The sequence below is a fragment of the Posidoniimonas corsicana genome (assembly GCF_007859765.1).
Taxonomy (GTDB): Bacteria; Planctomycetota; Planctomycetia; order Pirellulales; family Lacipirellulaceae; genus Posidoniimonas; species Posidoniimonas corsicana.
This window is the reverse complement of record NZ_SIHJ01000001.1, coordinates 2,217,562-2,236,703: the sequence shown is the minus strand read 5'-3', so window position 1 is coordinate 2,236,703 and position 19,142 is coordinate 2,217,562. Positions and strand designations below refer to the sequence as shown.

At 65.6% G+C, this 19,142-nt stretch carries 11 protein-coding genes; 3 read left to right on the top strand and 8 right to left on the bottom strand.

Going from position 1 to position 19,142, the window contains the following annotated elements:
• Positions 1–30: 30 nt before the first annotated feature.
• The 3 genes from KOR34_RS08620 (at position 31) to KOR34_RS08610 (ending at position 4,155) form a co-directional block, all read left to right on the top strand.
• Positions 31–1,041, top strand: a complete 1,011-nt coding sequence (locus KOR34_RS08620) for a DUF1559 domain-containing protein (protein WP_146564021.1) — start codon at positions 31–33, stop codon at positions 1,039–1,041.
• A 74-nt stretch (positions 1,042–1,115) separates the two neighbouring features.
• Positions 1,116–1,670, top strand: a complete 555-nt coding sequence (locus KOR34_RS08615) for a sigma-70 family RNA polymerase sigma factor (protein WP_146564019.1) — start codon at positions 1,116–1,118, stop codon at positions 1,668–1,670.
• 61 nt (positions 1,671–1,731) lie between these two features.
• On the top strand, positions 1,732–4,155 hold the full coding sequence (locus tag KOR34_RS08610; RefSeq protein ID WP_146564017.1) for a FecR family protein: 2,424 nt from the start codon (positions 1,732–1,734) through the stop codon (positions 4,153–4,155).
• A gap of 41 nt (positions 4,156–4,196) precedes the next feature.
• On the opposite strand, the gene fusA is transcribed toward KOR34_RS08610, so the two are convergent.
• The 8 genes from fusA to rplJ form a co-directional block, all read right to left on the bottom strand.
• A complete protein-coding gene (fusA, locus tag KOR34_RS08605) occupies positions 4,197–6,356 on the bottom strand; it encodes an elongation factor G (protein WP_146564015.1) in 2,160 nt (719 codons plus the stop codon).
• A gap of 333 nt (positions 6,357–6,689) precedes the next feature.
• Positions 6,690–7,373, bottom strand: coding sequence for a hypothetical protein (locus KOR34_RS08600; RefSeq protein ID WP_146564013.1), 684 nt, complete (start codon positions 7,371–7,373; stop codon positions 6,690–6,692).
• A gap of 932 nt (positions 7,374–8,305) precedes the next feature.
• Positions 8,306–8,776, bottom strand: a complete 471-nt coding sequence (gene rpsG / locus KOR34_RS08595) for a 30S ribosomal protein S7 (protein WP_146564011.1) — start codon at positions 8,774–8,776, stop codon at positions 8,306–8,308.
• An 84-nt stretch (positions 8,777–8,860) separates the two neighbouring features.
• Positions 8,861–9,250, bottom strand: a complete 390-nt coding sequence (rpsL, locus tag KOR34_RS08590; RefSeq protein ID WP_146564009.1) for a 30S ribosomal protein S12 — start codon at positions 9,248–9,250, stop codon at positions 8,861–8,863.
• 110 nt (positions 9,251–9,360) lie between these two features.
• Positions 9,361–13,725 carry a DNA-directed RNA polymerase subunit beta' gene (rpoC, locus tag KOR34_RS08585; protein ID WP_146564007.1) on the bottom strand — a complete coding sequence of 1,455 codons (4,365 nt, stop codon included), beginning with the start codon at positions 13,723–13,725 and terminating at the stop codon, positions 9,361–9,363.
• 66 nt (positions 13,726–13,791) lie between these two features.
• Positions 13,792–17,508 (bottom strand): DNA-directed RNA polymerase subunit beta, encoded by a 3,717-nt coding sequence (gene rpoB, locus KOR34_RS08580; RefSeq protein WP_146564005.1) that lies wholly within the window; start codon positions 17,506–17,508, stop codon positions 13,792–13,794.
• Positions 17,509–17,966: 458 nt separating this feature from the next.
• Entirely contained in the window at positions 17,967–18,380 is a 414-nt protein-coding gene (gene rplL / locus KOR34_RS08575; protein WP_146564003.1) for a 50S ribosomal protein L7/L12, read from the bottom strand.
• Between the two features lie 189 nt (positions 18,381–18,569).
• Positions 18,570–19,094 carry a 50S ribosomal protein L10 gene (gene rplJ / locus KOR34_RS08570; protein WP_146564001.1) on the bottom strand — a complete coding sequence of 175 codons (525 nt, stop codon included), beginning with the start codon at positions 19,092–19,094 and terminating at the stop codon, positions 18,570–18,572.
• Positions 19,095–19,142: the final 48 nt, after the last annotated feature.

Here is a 19,142-nt window from a genome sequence, read left to right as displayed (position 1 = left end):
GCAGTTCTCCACGGAAGTCAGGAAGAATCTATGAGAGGTCGTACCGCATTTACGCTGGTGGAGCTGCTGGTGGTGATCGCCATCATCGGGGTGCTGATCGCGCTGCTGCTGCCGGCGGTGCAGGCGGCCCGCGAGGCGGCCCGCCGCACGCAGTGCAAGAACAACCTGAAGCAGCTGTCGTTGGGATGCCTGAACCATGAGAGCACCCACGGCTTCCTGCCCACCTCCGGCTTCGGCTGGCGCTGGCAGCCCGACCCCGACAAGGGCTACGGCAAGGACCAACGCGGCGGCTGGCCCTACGGCCTGCTGGCCTACGTCGAGGAGCAGGGGCTCCGCGACGTCGCCTCGGGCATCAGCAGCGCCGCCGACAAGGAGGCCCAGATGCTGCGCCTGGTGCAGACCCCCATCGACATGTTCACCTGCCCCTCGCGACGCGAGGCCCAGCTCTACCCGATCCTGCGCAACAACTTCCTGGCGTTCAACCTCCGCAGCTGCCGCGTGGGCGACTGCTTTGTCGCCCGGTCCGACTACGCCGGCAACGCGGGCAACATCAACCCCACCGGGCAGGGCGGGCCGGAGAACCCCGCCGCGGTCAACTCCTTCACCGCCTGGATCACCAAGACCCAGAACGGCGCCATGTACCAGCGCAGCACCGTGCGGCTCGCCAAGATCACCGACGGCACCAGCAAGACCGCGCTGATCGGCGAGAAGTACATGGACCCGGCCCAGTACCTCGACGGCTCCGACCCGGCCGACGACCAGAACATCTTCGTCGGCCACGACCAGGACAACCTCCGCTACACCGGCTGGAAGCCGACCAGCAACAACGCCTCGGTGGCGTGGACGCCCGCCCAGGACGGCGCCGGCTTTGACACCGCCAACGGCAACGACATCCCCCCCTTCGGCGCGCCCCACGCCGGCGCCATGAACATGGCCTTCTGCGACGGCTCCATCCGCACCGTCGAGTTCGGCGTCGACGAGGAGGTCTTCTACAAGTTCGGCGGACGCGACGACGACGCCGACCTCTACCCGGGGCCCTAAACGCCGCGGCGCCTATTACAATTGCCATTCGCCCGTTGGACGGCACGCGGCTTCCACCACCCCGAATCGCGACCATGGACACCCCCAACAGAAGCGGCCCGGCGTCGCCCTCGAAGCAGGACCGGACGGCCGAGTTTGTCGCGCTCTACTCGGAGAACTACCAGCGGCTGCAGTACTTCCTGCTCGCCCTGCTCCCCACCTCCAACGACGCATCCGACGTGCTGCAGGAGACCAGCCTCGTGCTGTGGGACAAGTTCGAGACCTTCCAAACCGGCACCAATTTCTTCGCCTGGGCCTGCAAGATCGCCAGGCTGCAAAGCCTTAAGCACTACGAGCGAAACAAGCACCGCGCCCGACCCTTCGACGACGAAACGCTCGAACGGCTCGCTGAGGACGCCGCCGAGTACGCTGCGCAAACGGAGCCACGGATTGAGGTGCTGGAGTCGTGCCTGAAGGACCTGCCGGAATCCGATCGGACCCTGATCCGAAGACGCTACGAAACGGGCGCGTCGGTCAACAAGATTGCCGAAGAGATCGGCGTCACGGCGAACCGCCTCTCGAAGTCGCTGGGAAGGATCCGGCGGGCGCTGATGGCCTGCCTGGAGCGCAAGCTCGCCCTCGACCACTAGCAATTGATAATCCGCCGGACGCGTCGCCCGGCCCACGGAGCCCCACGACCGCCACGACACGATGCCCCCCGCACCCGATCACACAACGCCCGACTCCCTGACCGCAGCCGAGGCCCACGAGGTCCATGTGCTGTGCGACAGGCTGCACGACGGACTGCTGTCGGCGGACGAGTCGGCGCGGTTGAACGAGTGGCTAGGACAACGCCCCGCCGCGAGAAGCTATTACCTGCGGTTCGTGGCGTTACACCGCGACCTGCTTGCCAGCGACGGGAAACGTCGATTCGGCGAGGCCGAGTTGCTGCGGGACCTCGTGGCGAGCGACGGCGCCCCCAACGACACGTGCGAGGCCTCGGCCTCGATGCTCGCGTTGCTCAATCCAGAAACGCCCGCTAGCGTGCGTGCGAGCCGGCGCGTGGTCGGCGTTTGGCAGCTCGCCGCGGCGGTACTCCTGGCCATGACGCTCTCCTTATTCTGGGTGAACGGATCGCCGGATGAGAACACCGTCGCGACGGCGCCGGAGCCGACGCCCGCACCTGCCGAGTCGGTCGCGAGGGAGGTAACCCTATCGCACGTGTCGCCGGGCGTCGTTTGGCGGAGCGCACTGGAGACGCACCACACAGGGGCGACCCTCGACGCCGGCCGTTCCATCGGGATCGCCGCTGGCGAGGTCGAACTGACCTACAGCAGCGGAACGAAGATTATGCTCGTCGGTCCGGCCGAGTTCCTCGTCGAGCCAGCAGGGGGCAAGTTGGCTCGCGGCGGGCTGGTCGCCTCAGTCACGGAGGCGGGGCACGGGTTCACGATCGAGACCCCAAACGGCAAGGTTGTCGATCTGGGCACAGAGTTTGGCGTCGCCGTCGATGATTTTGGCGTCTCCGAGGTGAATGTGTTCAAGGGCAAGGTCGAGGCGTTCCCAGGCGGCGGGGTGAGCCAACGCGGAAAGATCGAACTAAACCGTGGCGACGGGCTGCAGTGGAGCGACCGTGACCTGGTCAAGCTGTCGGCCGACCTGCACCGCTTCACCAGCGCCGTGCTAGGTCGTGACCTGCCGCACAGCGGTGCTGGCGACGGCCGTTCGCTAGTCGACCGGTTCCGTGAGGGAGCACTCGACACCCGAAAATGGCGGGCGTTGGGCGATGCCACCACCTCTCCTGTCGGGCTTCGTCTGGGCAGTGGCAATTCCGATGGCCGCGCTTATCTGCTCTCCGCTAGTGAGTTCGACCCTGCGCTCGGGGCAGTGACGGTGAGTTGCGATTTGCGGTTCGAGTCGCCACAGTTGGTCGGTCCGGCGTCGTTCTCGATCCTGACCAGGAGCGTCGACGAGCGCGGTGTCGCTGCGGCGCCGTGGGGCGACGTGCTCGCTTCATGCACGCGTTGCAGCTTCGAGTCTGATCCCGATTCCGCCGGGGGTTTGTTGCGTACGGGTGTGAAGCTCGAGAGCAACCGAGAGGTCAACAGCATCTCGTGGAGCGGGTTCTCCCCCCCGGTCCCGGGCGTCTGGTACCGCGTCCGGGTGCGTGACGATGGGGTCAACGTCACGTTTACCGTGTCGCCGCGCGACGCCCCCGCCGATGGCGAGACCGTCACCTTCCGCTCGCTCTTCCGAGGCAAGGCAAACCACGTCGCTGTTGAGGGCCCGTCGACCGGCGCGGTGCTAGTAGACCGGGTCGAGATCTCCCAAGAACCCGCAACCGCCCCAATCGCCACCTACGGCGACCTTATCTCTTTGGTGCTGAGCGAACCCAGACTACGCCGCCAGGAGACTCTGCTGCTCGATCGCCTCGCCCCACCGGACGCCGAGCTCATAGTTCGCGATGGCTTCGACGACGGGGCGATCAACCAGAGCCGATGGGCGACCCTGGAGGCAGCAACCGCGGTCGAAGGGGGCGTGCGACTTGGGCGCCCGAACGAGGATGGACACATCGACACCTGGAAGCAACGGCCCTACCTCCTTACCCGCCGAGCACTCGACCCTCGTGACGGCGCCCTAACCATCCTGGGCAGGATCCGGTTCGCTGACAACTTCCTGTCCGGCTACGGCGCGTCGTTCGCCGTCATGACACGCGCGGACCGTCAGCGGGGGCAGGGGCCGGGGTGGGAGCACTCCGTGCTGCAACGCGGCGTCCGGATGAACTTCTGGCCGGCGGCGGTCAACCTGGAACACACGCTTGAGGTTCACGAGAAGCCAACCGTCAACTCGGTCTCGCTCCTTGCGACGCACGGCGTCGAGGTGGATCCGAACGCCCGCTCCTACGTGTTCCGCGTCGAGGACGACGGCCGCAGGGTGGCTCTTACCGTTGTTGACCCGCTGCGCCCCGGCGAGGCGATGACCGTCGCCAGTGACTCCGCATACGAATCACACGAGGGGGCGGTCGCGTTCGAGAGCTGCTGGGGGTCGCCTGTCTTGCTCGACGACGTCCGCATCTACCAGAGCCGTCCCGCAACGCCTCCGCTGCCCGCCGACTCTGATCGCGGCGAGCGCTAGATTCGACGGTAGCGATGACCGCTGCCGATCGCGCGGTGTCGCTAGTCCCCCAGGAACACCCGCAACACCTCGTCTGGGGCGGGGGCGTAGCCGCTGGGGGTCATGCTGAAGCTGGCCAGGCCCTGGCTCAGCGACCGCGACGCGTTGGAGTAGCCGAACATGTTGGCGAGCGGCGCCTCGGCCTGGACGAGCGTGTCGGTGGCCCGCTGCTCGGTCTGGTGGATGATCGCCCGCCGCTGCTGCAGGTCCCCGACCAGGGCGCCCAGGTGCTCCTCCGGCGTGGACAGCTCGAGCTTCATAATCGGCTCCAGCAGCACCTGCCCGGCCTCGCGGAGCGCCTTGTCGAACGCCAGGTTGGCCGCGGTGCGGAACGCGATATCGGTGGAGTCGGTCTCGTGCACGTCGCCGCCGACCAGCGTGATCTTCAGCCGCATCAGCGGGAACCCCAGCGTGCCGCTGCCGGCGGCGGCGGTCTCGAGCTCTTCGATCACCACGTTCAGCAAATCGTCCGGCAGGCCGTGGCCCGGGTCGACCGACACCACCACCGGGGGCAGCTTAGCGGCCAGCGGGCCGGTAGGCGTGAACGGCTCGACCCGCAGCTTCACGGCGCCGGTGTGCTGGGCGCCGTTGATCAGGCGGTTGCACTCGCCGGTCACCTCGGCCCGGCCACCAACGGTCTCACGGTAGCTGACGCGCGGCTTGTGCACCTTGATCTTCAGCCCGAAGTCCCGCTCCAACCGGTGCTGGATCACCTCCAGGTGCAGCTCGCCCATGCCGCTGATCAGCGTCTGGCCGGTCTCCTCGTTCTCCTCGTAGCGGAACGTCGGGTCCTGCTTCTTCAGCATGTCGAGCGTTTCACCAAGCTTCTTCTTGTCGCCCGAGCTCTCCGCCTCGACCGCGACGCTGATGACCGTCTCGGGGAACTCGATCGACTCCAGCACGATCGGCGCGCGGGTGTCGCAGAGCGTGTCGCCGGTAACCGACTCGCGGAGGCCCAGCAGCGCGACGATGTCGCCGGCCTGGGCGCCCTGCAGCTGCTCGTCCTTCTTGGTCGCGTGGATCCGCCACAGCTGCGAAACGTTCTCCTTGAAGTCCTTGCCGGCGTTGAGCACCCGCGAGTTCGGCTTGATCTCGCCGGAGTAGACCCGCACCCAGTACAGGTCGCCGGTCTTGAACGGCAGGATCTTGAACACCAGGCCGCAGAACGGCTCGTTGGGGTCCGGCTTGCGGACCAGCTTCTTGCCGGTCTGATCGGCGGCGGCCGCCTCGACCGCGCCCTTCCGCCGCCCGTGGTCCGACTTGCCGCTCTTGACCGGCTCGTGCCCCTCGACCGGCGGCATCTCGAGCGGGTGGGGCAGGTACGCGGCGACCGCGTCGAGCAGCTGCTGCACGCCGATGCCGTGCAGGGCCGAGCCGCACAGCAGCGGCTGCACCTGCTGATGGACGGTGGCGTCGCGCACCACGCTGCGGATCAGCTGCTCGGGGATCGGCTCCTCGGACAGAGCCAGCTCCATTAGCTCGTTGCTGTAGTCGTAGAGCGACTCCAGCATCTTCTCACGCCACAGCTGGGCCTCGGGCAGCAGGTCTTCGGGCAGTTCTGCGGTGATGAACTCTCGGCCCTCCTTCCCCTCGGGGAAGGTGATCAGCTTCATCGCGATCAGGTCGACCACCCCGCGGAACGGGTTGGCCACGTGGGCGGGCCCCAGGCCTGCCGGGATCTGCAACGCCAGCGGCTGCGCGCCCAGACGCTTCTCAATCTCCTCGAACACCGCCTCGAAGTCGGCGCCCTCGCGGTCCAGCTTGTTGATGAACGCGATCCGCGGGACCTTGTACTTGTTGGCCTGCCGCCAGACCGTTTCGCTCTGGGCCTCGACGCCCTCGCGGGCGCTGAACACCACGACGGCGCCGTCCAGCACGCGGAGGCTGCGCTCCACCTCGGCCGTGAAGTCGACGTGCCCGGGCGTGTCAATCAGGTTGATGCTGACGTCCTTCCACGGGAACTGCACGCACGCGGAGTAGATGGTGATGCCGCGTTCCTGCTCCTCGGCGTCGTCGTCGGTGGTGGTGGTGCCGCGGTCGACCTCGCCCGCGCGGTGCCGCGCTCCGCTGACGTACAGCATCCGCTCGGTGGTGGTCGTCTTGCCGGCGTCGATGTGGGCAATGACGCCAATATTGCGGATCTTGGTGAGGTCGGTGGACATGGACAGAGGCTACATTCGCGATCTCGGTGAAAACCGTTGATTGTAGCAAGAATCCATCCGGGTGCCTGTAGAGCTGAATGGCGACGGAATGGGAGTGAGAAGTGCAGGCCCGCTAGCGGCCTGGTGGCCAATGGCCACCACCATGGCTGGCTGTTGGAACCCCGCAATCCGGCTCAACCACGCTGTGGCGGCGATTACTACATCACCGACAAGCGAGTCTCCTTGAATGAGAACTTCGTCTCTTGAGTGTGGCTGAAGGTTGCAGGCGCGCCATGAGATTCTCCTGCGGGGCTTCTTCGCTGACGCTTGGGAAGCCCCGCATGGATCCCGGCGTCAGCGCCCACCGGCTTTGCCGCCACTGGGAAAGAGACCAAGACCTCGGATATCAATCTCGCCAAAGTCTCGGTTTGGGCGGGTGCCTGCTCGCTCAACGAGGCCCCTAACTGTTCCGACAGGCAATGCGTCGAGATCACGCAGCACCAGGCGGTCTATGCGGCAGCGGTAGTCGAGGCTAACTACCCCCAGTCCCCCGAGAGAAGAAAGCTCAAGTTCCGCCGCATGCAGAAACTGGAATGCCAATGACTTCAGGCGATACTTCTCCGCAATGCGGACCTTGGCTCCCGGGTCCCCGGTTGCGCCCCTCACCGTCAGCTTCTCTAGGTCCGGGGCTGCTTCCAGCCAACCCTCAACCAATGCCGGGCTGTAGTCGCTGCCGCTGACTTGGAGCGTATTCAAACGCTTGGGCGGAGACAACGCAGAAACGTATCGGCCGTCCACGCCTAAGGCGTACACCCCTAGGGAGGAGAGGTTTTCCAGGTCTGACACCGCCGCCAGCGCGTTGGCGTCAGAGCCGGGCCCCACGTAAAGTGTCAGTGAAGTCAGGTTTGGCAGGCCTGCCAGCGCTTCCATCTGCGCCGCAGTAAGCGTGCCCCGAAGTGTCACGTTACTCAACAGCGGGGCATGCGTGATTTGCAGGCCTCCGGGGTTCATCAAATACAAGGTTCGGAGTGCGGGCACGCCTGCCAACACGTAGGTAGTCGTGACTTGCCCACCGAGGGTGAGCGTCTCTAGGCTGTCCGAATCGCAAACGCGCACAGGCTCAGCAGGACCCGCATCAACTGCAGGCGGCTCCTGTTGGCTACTCCGATAGATATACGCTTGACGCAACGGACACGCGCGGAGCAGCGTTTCAATCGACCGGCCGCTTGCCTGGCCAATGCTAACGTCCAATTTCGTCAGCCTGCTAAGCCTGCTCAGACGCTCAAGGCCGCGGTCAGTTACCCCGGTGTGGGATAGGACCAGCTCTTCTAGGCTTCCCAAAGAGGAAATTGTGTCTAGCACCCCGTCACCGACATCAGACCCTTCTAGGCTCAGCCGCTTCAGATTATTGAGACTCGCCAGGTGCCGACTGGCCGTGGGAGGAAACCTCGAATAATCGAGGTACAGCTCTTCTAGATTGTGGAGGTGGCCGACCTGCCTGATATCGTCTTCGGTATATCGCGCAGTCACTGGCGCATAGCAGCAGCCACAGCCCAGGTCTTCCTCGACGACTAGACACAATCCGACTACTCTTTTGCTCCCGTCGCCAGCTCGCTTGAATGCGGTGTATTGGTACGGCCCATCACGATAACTCCGCAGAGAACACGATTGCCGATGAAGCTTGCCCAACTCTAGGTTTCGATCGATCGCAGCCTGCACTAGCGCAGCAGGCTCTTCGATATCGCTGCCTACCACCTGAGATGAGGCTGACAACAACGCCGCGGCGACAACACACCAAGACAAACTCGCAAGCCGCATACCGCTCCACCTTCCCCTGCTAGATGCAATAGACAGCGCCTACCCGCAACCGCCCAGTCTAAGGAGGTGTGCTCTGCCCGGCAACAAAAAAACGCCAGGCCCTGATGCCAAGGCCCGGCGTTCCTGTTGCGCATTGCTGGTAGCCTGATTGCTTACCAGGCGAAGTGGGCGAACGCCTTGTTGGCGTCGGCCATGCGGTGGACGTTCTCGCGGCGGGTCATGGCCACGCCCTCGCGGTTGTAGGCGTTGACCAGTTCGTCGGCCAGCTTGAGGTGCGTCGGGCGGCCCTTCTTCTCGCGGATCGCCATCAGCAGCCAGCGGATGGCCAGCGACTGCTGACGCGTCCGGTTGACCTGCATCGGCACCTGGTAGGCGGCGCCGCCGACCCGCTTCGAGCGGACCTCGATGGCCGGCTTCACGTTCTCCACCGCCTGGGTGAAGACCTCGATCGGCTCGACGTCGGGCACGCGCTCCTTGATCACGTCCAGCGCGTCGTAGAAGACCCGCAGCGCGGTGCTCTTCTTGCCGTCCACCATCAGGCAGTTGACGAACTTGCTGGCGAGGATCGAGCCGTGAACGGGGTCCGGCTTAAGCTGCTTGCGACTTGCGGTAATACGGGCCATTGATAGCTTTGAACGGTTGGCTGTTGGCGGTTAGCTGTCTCAACCGGAAGCAGCAGCTCACGGCCAACAGCGAATAGCGTTTGGTTACTTCTTCTTCACGCCGCCGCCGTCACGCTTGGCGCCGTAGCGGCTGCGGGACTGCTTGCGGTCGGAAACGCCCAGCGTGTCCAGCGCGCCGCGGACCACCTGGTAGCGGACGCCCGGCAGGTCGCGGACACGGCCGCCGCGGACCAGCACGATGCTGTGCTCCTGCAGCGTGTGGCCCTCGCCCGGGATGTACACCGTGACTTCCTTGCCGTTGGACAGGCGGACACGGGTGATCTTCCGCAGGGCAGAGTTCGGCTTCTTGGGCGTCATGGTCCGGACCTGCAAACAAACGCCCCGCTTCTGGGGGCACTTGTTCAGCACCGGTGACTTGCTGAACTTCCGCTTCTTCTTGCGGTTCTTGCGGACGAGTTGGTTGATCGTGGGCATGAATCAGGCTTATTACGTGGCTTGGCTCGCTAAGGGCGAACCTCACAAGGTATCGGATTTCGCCCTCCTGTCAACGGGGGTCAAGGGCCCCCGCTGGCCGGAATGGGCGGTTAGTTGTTGTTTTCCTCGTCAGAACCCTCCGAGCCGCCCAGCAGGGCGTCCAGGCTGGTGGGCGTGGCCTCGGGGGCGGGCGCCGGGGTCTCGGCGGCGCCGTTGGACTGGTCGCCGGCGGAGTCCAGCAGCGGGAACGAGCGGTCCAGCACGCTGGCGGTCTGCTGGGCCAGGGCCTCGAGCGCCTCGGGGCGGATCCGGACCTCCGACTCCTGGATGGACCGGAAACCGGTGCCGGCCGGGATCAGGTGGCCCAGGATCACGTTCTCCTTGAGGCCGATCAGGTGGTCCGCCTTGCCGGCCAGGGCCGCCTCGGTGAGCACCTTGGTGGTCTCCTGGAAGCTGGCCGCCGAGATGAAGCTGGAGCTCTGAACCGACGCCTTGGTGATGCCCAGCAGCTGGGTGGTGGAGGTCGCCTTGCTCGGCTTCTTGCCCTTGGCGATCTCGCCGCCCAGCGACTCGATCTGGGCGTTGGTCTGCTCTAGCACGTCCTTGGGGACGATGGCGTCAACGGTGTAGTCGCTGTCGCCCTTGTCGGAGATCTTCAGGCACTTGTCGAGCTGCTCGTTGGCCTGGCGGAAGTCGTACTTGTCCACCACGGCGCCCGGCAGCAGGTTGGTGTCGCCCGGCGACTCGATCTTCACCTTGCGGAGCATCTGGCTGACGATGATCTCGATGTGCTTGTCGTTGATCTCGACGCGCTGGCTGCGGTAGACGTTCTGGATCTCGCGGGTCAGGTACTCCTGCACCGCCTCCTCGCCCGACACACGCAGGATGTCGTGCGGCACCAGCGGCCCGTCGACGAGCGAGTCGCCCGCCTTGACGATGTCGCCCGCGTGCACCCGGAGGTGCTTGTTGTGGGTCACGAGGTGCTCGTGCTCGATACCGCTCTCGCTGCGGACGATGATCGCCCGCTTGCCGCGTTTCTTCTCCTGCAGGATGTCCACGACGCCGTCGATCTCGGCGATGACCGCCGGGTCCTTCGGCTTGCGGGCCTCGAAGATCTCCGTGACGCGGGGCAGACCACCGGTGATGTCCTGGGTGCCCGCCGCCTCGCGGGGCGTCTTGGCGATCAGGGCGCCGGGGGCGATGATGTCGCCTTCCTTGACCTCCAGGTGGGCCTTCTCAGGCATGTAGTAGAAGTCCAGGATCTTGCCGTCGGCCGGGTCCTCGACCACCACCTGCGGGTGCAGGTCGCCCTTGTGCTCCATGATCACGAAGCGGGTGTGGCCGGAGGCCTCCTTCTCGCTCCGCATGGTCTCGCCCTCGACGAGGTCCTCGAAGCGGATCTTGCCGCCGGTCTCGGCGAGGATGGGGATGGAGTGCGGGTCCCACTCGCAGAGCACGTCGCCGGCCTTAGCCACGTCGTCCTCGTGGAGCATGACCTTGGCGCCCATCGGCACCTCGTACTTCTCGATCTCCCGGCCCTTCTCGTCCACCAGCGAGATCTCGCCGCTGCGTCCCAGGGCGATGACCTCGCCCTCGGTGTTCTTCACGGCGTTGAGCTTGGCGTACTTGACGATGCCGCCCTTGCGAGCCTTGGTGTCGGAGGTCTCGACCCCGCCCTGGGCCACGCCGCCGATGTGGAAGGTACGCATGGTGAGCTGCGTGCCGGGCTCGCCGATCGACTGGGCGGCGATGATGCCGACCGCCATGCCCTCTTCCACCATGGCGCCGGTGGACATGTCCTGGCCGTAGCACTTGCGGCAGATGCCAAGCGGCGCGTCGCACGTCATCGGGCTGCGGACCTGAAGCTTCTCGACGCCGAGCTGCTCGATCTTGCGGGCGATCTCGGCGGTGATCATGCCGTTCTCTTCCACGATCACCTCGTCGGTGATCGGGTTGACGATGTTCGAACGGCTGACGCGGCCGCGGATGCTGTCGGCCAGGCCAACCTCCACCTTCTCGCCGCGGTAGATGATGCCCTTGGTGATGCTCTGGGTGGTGCCGCAGTCGTCCATCGTCACAACCACGTTCTGCGCGACGTCCGCAAGCTTACGCGTCAGGTAACCGGAGTCGGCCGTCTTGAGCGCGGTGTCGGCCAGACCCTTACGGGCGCCGTGGGTGCTGGAGAAGTACTCCAGCACGGTCAGGCCCTCACGGAAGTTGGCCTTGATCGGCGTCTCGATGATCTTGCCGGAAGGCTTGGCCATCAGGCCACGCATGCCGCCCAGCTGACGCATCTGCTCGACGCCGCCTCGGGCGCCGGAGTGCGCCATCAGGTAGATCGGGTTGACGTACTGGTTGCCGCGGTAGTCGGTCTCCAGGGCCTCCATCATCTCCTGGGTGATCTGCTCGCGGGCGTGGGTCCACTCGTCGAGGACCTTCGCGTAGCGCTCGCCCTCGGTGATGACGCCGCGCTGGTAGTGCTTGTTGGTCTGCAGCACCTTTTTCTCGGCCGCCGCCAGGATCTTGAACTTGGTGTCCGGCGTGACGAGGTCGTCGGTGGCGAACGACAGGCCGCTCAGCGTCGAGTGCCGGAAGCCGGTCTTGTTCATGTCGTCCAGCAGCTGGATCGTGCGAGCCCGGCCGAGGAACTCGTAGCAGTCGCTGATCACCTTGGACAACGCGCCCGAACGCATTGGCTCGTTGTAGTACGGCATGCCGTCGGGCAGCATCTCGTTGAAGAACACGCGGCCCACGGTGGTGTTGATGACGCGGCCCGCCTTGGAGGGGTCGTCCATCTCCTCACGCAGGCAGCGGCCCGGCCGCAGACGCAGCTTGATCTTGGCGTGCGTGTGCACCTTGCCCATGCCGTGCGCCATCTCGACCTCCTGGTAGGACGAGAAGGCCATGTCGTCGCCGGGCGCCTCGGGCACGTTCATGGTCAGGTAGTAGCTGCCCATCACCACGTCCTGCGACGGGCTGATGATCGGCGCGCCGTTGGCCGGGCTGAAGATGTTGTGCGTGGACATCATCAGCGTGTGGGCCTCGACCTGGGCCTCGATCGACAGCGGCAGGTGGACCGCCATCTGGTCGCCGTCGAAGTCGGCGTTGAAGCCCTTGCACACCAGCGGGTGCAGGTTGATGGCGTTGCCCTCGACCAGCGTCGGCTCGAACGCCTGAATGCCCATGCGGTGCAGCGTGGGCGCCCGGTTGAGCAGCACCGGGTGGTTGGTGATCACCTCTTCGAGGATGTCCCAGACCTCCTCGTCCTTCCGCTCCAGCATCTTCTTGGCGGACTTGATGGTGTCCGCGTGCCCCAGCTCCTTGAGCCGGCGGATGATGAACGGCTGGTACAGCTCCAGGGCGATCTTCTTGGGCAGGCCGCACTGGTGCAGGTTCAGCTTGGGGCCAACCACGATCACGCTGCGAGCCGAGTAGTCCACCCGCTTGCCGAGCAGGTTCTCGCGGAACCGGCCCTGCTTGCCCTTGATCATGTCGGTCAGCGACTTGAGCGGGCGGTTGGACGAACCGAGCACCGGCCGCTTGCAGCGGTTGTTGTCGAACAGCGCGTCGACGCTCTGCTGCAGCATCCGCTTCTCGTTGCGGATGATGACCTCCGGCGCGTTGAGGTCGACCAGCTTCTTGAGGCGGTTGTTCCGGTTGATGATCCGGCGGTACAGGTCGTTGAGGTCGCTGGTGGCGAAGTTGCCGCTGTCCAAGAGGACCAGCGGGCGCAGGTCGGGCGGGATCACCGGGATCACGTCCAGCACCATCCACTCCGGCTTGTTGTCGGAGTCGCGGATCGACTCGACGGTCTTGAGCCGGTTGATCAGGTCCTTGGCCTTCTGCTTGCTGCCGGTCTCCTTGAGCTCGACGCGCAGGTCCTCGGAGAGCTGCACCAGGTCCAGCCCGCCCAGCAGCTTGCGGATGGCCTCGGCGCCCATGTCGGCCTCGAAGGCGCCGTCGCCGAACTGCTCACGCGCCTGGCGGTACTCCTCCTCGCTCAGCATCTGCTGCGGCTTCAGGCCGGTGTCGCCGGGCTCGGTGACCACGTAGTCCTGGAAGTAGATCACCTTCTCCAGGCTGGTGGTCTTCATCGCCAGCAGGCTGCCCAGCCGGCTGGGCATGGCCTTGAAGAACCAGATGTGCACGACCGGCGCGGCGAGCTCGATGTGGCCCATCCGCTTGCGACGCACGCGGCTGTGCGTGACCTTCACGCCGCAGCGGTCGCAGATCATGCCCTTGTACTTCATGCCGCGGTACTTGCCGCACGAGCACTCCCAGTCCTTCTCCGGGCCGAAGATCCGCTCGCAGAACAGGCCGTCCTTCTCCGGGCGGTAGGTCCGGTAGTTGATGGTCTCAGGCTTCTTGACCTCGCCGAACGACCAGCTGCGGATGTCGTGGGGCCGGGCCAGGCTGATCTTGACCGAGGCGTAGTCGTTGATGCGGTCGTAGTTGGAAGTTTCGAGCAGGCTCATAGTCTTTCGTGCTCCAAGAGACGACGAAGTTGTGAACGGGGCAGCGGGGGATTGGGGGCGGCGGTCCTAGATCCGTCGCTTCTCCAGCTGCATGTTCAAACCAAGTCCTCTGATTTCGTTCGTCAACACGTCGAAACTCGCGGGGGTGCCGGCCTCGAGGGTGTTCTCACCCTTGACCATCGACTCGTAGATCTTGGTGCGGCCCTCGACGTCGTCGCTCTTGACGGTCAAGAGCTCCTGCAGGATGTAGGCGGCGCCGTACGCCTCGAGCGCCCACACTTCCATCTCGCCGAACCGCTGACCGCCGAACCTCGCCTTGCCGCCCAGCGGCTGCTGGGTGATGAGCGAGTACGGGCCGGTGCTGCGGGCGTGCACCTTGTCGTCCACCAGGTGGTGGAGCTTCAGCATGTAGATGTAGCCCACGGTGGTGTCCTGCTCGAACGGCTCGCCGGAGCGGCCGTCGATCAGCCGCGCCTTGCCGCTGCGGGGCAGGCCCGCCGCCTCTAGGCACTCGTTGATCTCCTCCTCCGAGGCGCCGTCGAACACCGGCGTGCGGGCGCGGAAGCCGAGCTTCGACCCGGCCCAGCCGAGGTGGGTCTCGAGGATCTGCCCCACGTTCATGCGGCTCGGCACGCCGAGCGGGTTGAGCATGATCTGCACCGGGGTGCCGTCCTCCAGGAACGGCATGTCCTCTTCGGGCATGATCTTCGAGATCACACCCTTGTTACCGTGGCGGCCGGCCATCTTGTCGCCGACCGAAATAACCCGCTTGGTCGCGATGTAGACCTTCACCATCTGCAGCACGCCGCTGCGGAGCTCGTCGCCCCGCTTCATGCTGTTGAGCTTCCGGTCGCGGGCGTCGATCGCCTCCTCGACGTTCGGCCAGAGGGTCTTGTAGGTCTTCTCGACGGCCTTCTGGCGGTCCGGGCTGCGGATGTCGAGCGTCTCGAGGCGGAACGCGACCGCCTTCTCCGCCACGAACGACGCGTCCTGGTCGTGCACCAGCGAGTTGCCGTCGTCGTCCAGCAGCTTCTTCTGCAGCACGCCCTCGATCTCGGACACCATCGCGCTGAACGCGGCGGCGATGGCCTCGTTGCCCTCCTTCTCGGCGGTCTTGAGCTGACGCTCGAAGTCCTTGCGCTCGTCCTCCGACAGGCTCATGCGGCGGGAGAACTTCTGGGTGTCGATGACGATGCCCTCGACGCCCGACGGGACCTCCAGCGAGTCGTTCTTCACGTCCTCGCCGGCGCGTCCGAAGATGGCGTGCAGCAGCTTCTCTTCCGGCGTCAGCTCGGTCTTCGACTTGGGCGAGACCTTGCCCACCAGGATGTCGCCGGGCGAGACGAACGTGCCGATCCGCACAATGCCCGACTCGTCGAGGTTGCGGAGCATCTTCTCGCTGACATTCGGGATGTCGCGGGTGAACTCCTCGCGGCCCAGCTTGGTCTCGCGGATCTCGACGTCGAACTCCTCGATGTGGATCGAGGTGTAGGTGTCCTTCTTCACCAGCTCCTCGCTGATGATGATGGCGTCCTCGAAGTTGTAGCCCTCGAACGACATGAACGCGACCAGCACGTTGCGGCCCAGGGCCAGCTCGCCCTGGAACGTGGCGGCGCCGTCGGCGATCACCTGGCCCTTCTCGACCTTGTCGCCCGGCTTGACGATCGGCTTCTGGTTCTGGCAGGTCCGCTCGTTGAGGCCGACGAACTTCCGCAGGTGGTGCACCTCCGGGCCGATCTCGATTCGGTTGGCGTCCACGTAGGTGACGGTGCCCTTGTGGCCCGCCCGCACCAGCATGCCGGAGTGCCGCGCGACGTCCACCTCCAGGCCGGTGCCGACCACGGGAGGCTCGGCCACCAGCAGCGGCACCGCCTGCCGCTGCATGTTGGAGCCCATCAGCGCGCGGTTGGCGTCGTCGTGCTCGAGGAACGGGATCAAACCGGCCGAGACGCCGATCATCTGGCTCGGCGCGACGTCGATGTACTCGATCTTGTCGACCGGCACGAGCACGAAGTCCGAGCGGTACCGGGCGACAATGGTCTCGCCGGTGATCTTGCCGTTCTCCACCGGCGAGTCGGCCGACGCCACGTAGGCGTCGCTCTCCTGGTCGGCCCGCAGCCACACGACCTCGTCCTGCAGCTTGCCGTTCTTGACCTGGCGGTAGGGCGTGATCAGGAAGCCGTAGTCGTCCACGCTGGCGTACATCGCCAGGCTGGAGATCAGGCCGATGTTCGTGCCTTCCGGGGTCTCGATCGGGCAGATGCGGCCGTAGTGGCTGATGTGCACGTCACGCACCTCGAAGCCGGCCCGCTTGCGGTTCAAGCCGCCCGGGCCGAGCGCCGACAGACGCCGTTCGTGCGTGAGCATCGACAGCGGGTTGGTCTGGTCCACCACCTGCGACAGCTCGCCGCGGCCGAAGAAGTACTCGATCGCCGCCGAGATGCTCTTCGGGTTGACCAGGCTGCGGGGGGTCATGTCCTCCGCGTCCTTCAGGCTCATCCGCTCCTGCACGGTGCGGCGGAGCTTCAGGAAGCCCTTGCGCAGCTCGTCGGCGGCCAGCTCGTCGATCGTCCGCAGACGCCGGTTGCCGAGGTGGTCGATGTCGTCGACGTAGGCGCTCTCGTCGCTGGCGGACAGCTTCAGGATGTAGTCGACCGAGTTGATCAGGTCCTCGGCGCGGAGGATCATCTCCTCCTCGGGCACGTCCAGGTTCAGCTTGCGGTTGATGCGGAAGCGTCCCACGCGGCCCAACCGGTAGCGGTTGGTGTCGAAGAACTTCTCGTGGAACAGCGTGCGCGCCTTCTCCAGCTGCGGCGGGTTGCCCGGACGCAGCCGCTGGTAGATGCGGAGCAACGCCTCCTCGTGGCTCGACGTCTGGTCGTCCGCGATGGCGTTCATCAGGTGCATCGTCTTGGGCGGGTCCATCACCACGACGCTCTTCACGCCGGACGTGCAGATCGTCTCGGCGGTGTTCTTCGTGATCCGCTGGCACGCCTCGAGGATGATCTCGCCGGCGCGGTCGCTGCCGACCGGGTAGACGATATCCTCCACCGCCACCTTGCCCTCGATCTTCGCGGCGCTGCGACCGTCAACGATCTTCTGCTTGGTGGTGTCGTAGAACGCCTTGATGATGTCCGAGTCCAGACCGAACTCCGGCCCCATCGCGCGCAGCAGCGTCACGACGCTGAACTTGCCGCTCTGGTCGATGCGGACAGTGATCGAGTCCTTCTTGGTGGTGTTGATCTCGATCCAGCTGCCACGCTCCGGGATCACCCGGCAGCTGTACACCTTGCGGTCGCCGGCCTCGATCTCCGACACGAAGTCGATGCCGGGGCTGCGGTGCAGCTGGCTCACCACCACGCGCTCGGCGCCGTTGATGATGAACTCGCCGCCGCCCATCATCACGGGCAGGTCGCCCAGGTAGACCTCTTCCTCGATCGGCTCGTCGCGGTTTAGGCGCAGCCACACGCGGAACGGGCGGCCGTACGTCAGCCGCAGCTGGCGGCACTCGTCCGGCTCGTAGCGCGGCTTGCCCAACTCGTAGCGGACGTAGTCGAGGCTGATCGACTTGTCATAGCTCTCGATCGGGAAGATCTCGCGCAGCACCGCCTCAAGGCCTTCGTCCTTGCGCTTCTGCTGCGACACACCGGGCGTGTACTGCAGGAACCGCGCATAGCTGGCGGTCTGGATCTCGGTCAGGTCCGGAATCTCGTAGGACTCGCGGATGCTGCCGAAGTGCCGGATTTCCGGGGTATCGAGACGACGCTGGGCGGTGACAGCCATAGGGGCGCGCTGCTCCGTTAAGACGTGGGTAGGGCCAAGCCGGTTGCGGCGCCGACAAACTCCGCGGCGACCGGCGCGAGGGCGACGGGCATCTGGACAAGAAACCGCCCCACCGCCACCCCCGCTCCCGACCGGGGAGCCGCCCGGCGCAGGCCGGGCGTGATCGGAGCGGTGGCGCAGGCAAACGAGAAGCGCGCAGCACGGCACGCAACTCGTCGCGCGAGGGCGGCTATCAAGCGGGGATCGCTAGGCATCCAGTAAGACCGTGCGGGAAGAAGCTGGGGCCGAGCGGGGCTGTCCGACTGCCGTCGGAAGCCGCCACCCGGTAGAGTGCACACCGCCGCGCCTCCAAGCACACATGCTGCACACCCCCAGGGCGGGCATAACCCACCCCGAGAGTTTCGCACAAAGCACATTCTGTGCCAAGAGGCCGCGGCCGCACAACAGCAACCGCGTGGCTACTTGATCGCCACGGTCGCGCCCGCTTCTTCCAGTTCGGCCTTGAACTTCTCGGCGTCTTCCTTCGAAACGCCTTCCTTGACCTTGCTCGGGACGCCCTCGACCAGGTCCTTGGCCTCCTTCAGGCCCAGACCGGTGATGCCACGGACGACCTTGATCACGCCGATCTTCTTGTCGCCGAAGCTCTCCATGACCACATCGAACTCGGTCTGCTCTTCGGCAGCCGCGGCGGGACCAGCGTCGCCGGGGCCGGCCATGACAACCGCGCCGCCACCAGCGGCCGGCTCGATGCCGTGCTCGTTCTTCAGGTAGTCGCTCAGCTCCTTGGCCTCCTTGAGGGTCAGGCCGACAATCTTGTCGCCCATTTCCTTGGTGGCGTCGGAGTACTCCAAAACGGCTGCTTCTTCACTCATGGTCTCTGCCTTGCCTTTCTGCAGGGGTGACCCCCTCCCCAGGGGGTCGGTGATCGCTGAAAAAACTTCCGGTCTGGCAATCGCTGCTAGGGCTGCGCCGAAACCGTGTGTGACTGTGTTGCCCGCCTCTTGATCGCTCGCCGCCCCAGGCGCCGAGCGGGCGGGGCCTGAGCGGAGGAAGCGGGGGGCCTAGGACTCGTCGCCCTCGCCCTTCTGCTTGATCTGGCTGCCGAGGCTGGCGCCCGGGCCGAGCAGCTGTGCGTTGAGCGTCATGCCCGGGCCCAGGATCTGACCCATCAGCATGCTGAGCTGCTCGGTACGGCTGGGCCACTTGCTGACGGCCTTGACCTCGTCGGCCGACAGCTTGGCGCCTTCCATCACGCCGCCGCGGGTCTCAAAGTCCTCGAAGGCCTTGTCCTCGTTGACCGCGGTGATCTCCTTGGCCAGCGAGACAATATCCTCGCCGCCCCAGACCACCGCCATCGTCCCCTCGGCGCCCTCGAACGCGGGGGCGAGCGAGGTGCCTTCGGAGGCCCGACGGGCCAGGCTGTTCTTGACGACCATCAAACTGATGCTCTTCTCACGCAGACGCCTGCGGAGCACCACGGTGTCGTTCGCCTCGAGCTTGCTGACATCCACCAGCAGGGCGTCGCTGACGCCCTCCCAACGGCTCTTCAGCTCGTCGGTCATTAGTTGCTTGACGTACTTACTCATGACAGTGACCGGGGGTCTGGGGTTAGGGGGCCGGGGGAGCAGCCCCCA

Excerpts from the sequence above, each read along its gene's own strand:
- rpoC (WP_146564007.1), bottom strand. The coding sequence starts at position 13,725 with ATGAGCCTGCTCGAAACTTCCAACTACGACCGCATCAACGACTACGCC.
- rpoB (WP_146564005.1), bottom strand. The coding sequence starts at position 17,508 with ATGGCTGTCACCGCCCAGCGTCGTCTCGATACCCCGGAAATCCGGCAC.
- rpsL (WP_146564009.1), bottom strand. The coding sequence starts at position 9,250 with ATGCCCACGATCAACCAACTCGTCCGCAAGAACCGCAAGAAGAAGCGG.
- KOR34_RS08615 (WP_146564019.1), top strand. The coding sequence starts at position 1,116 with ATGGACACCCCCAACAGAAGCGGCCCGGCGTCGCCCTCGAAGCAGGAC.
- fusA (WP_146564015.1), bottom strand. The coding sequence starts at position 6,356 with ATGTCCACCGACCTCACCAAGATCCGCAATATTGGCGTCATTGCCCAC.
- rplJ (WP_146564001.1), bottom strand. The coding sequence starts at position 19,094 with ATGAGTAAGTACGTCAAGCAACTAATGACCGACGAGCTGAAGAGCCGT.
- rpsG (WP_146564011.1), bottom strand. The coding sequence starts at position 8,776 with ATGGCCCGTATTACCGCAAGTCGCAAGCAGCTTAAGCCGGACCCCGTT.
- rplL (WP_146564003.1), bottom strand. The coding sequence starts at position 18,380 with ATGAGTGAAGAAGCAGCCGTTTTGGAGTACTCCGACGCCACCAAGGAA.
- KOR34_RS08620 (WP_146564021.1), top strand. The coding sequence starts at position 31 with ATGAGAGGTCGTACCGCATTTACGCTGGTGGAGCTGCTGGTGGTGATC.
- KOR34_RS08610 (WP_146564017.1), top strand. The coding sequence starts at position 1,732 with ATGCCCCCCGCACCCGATCACACAACGCCCGACTCCCTGACCGCAGCC.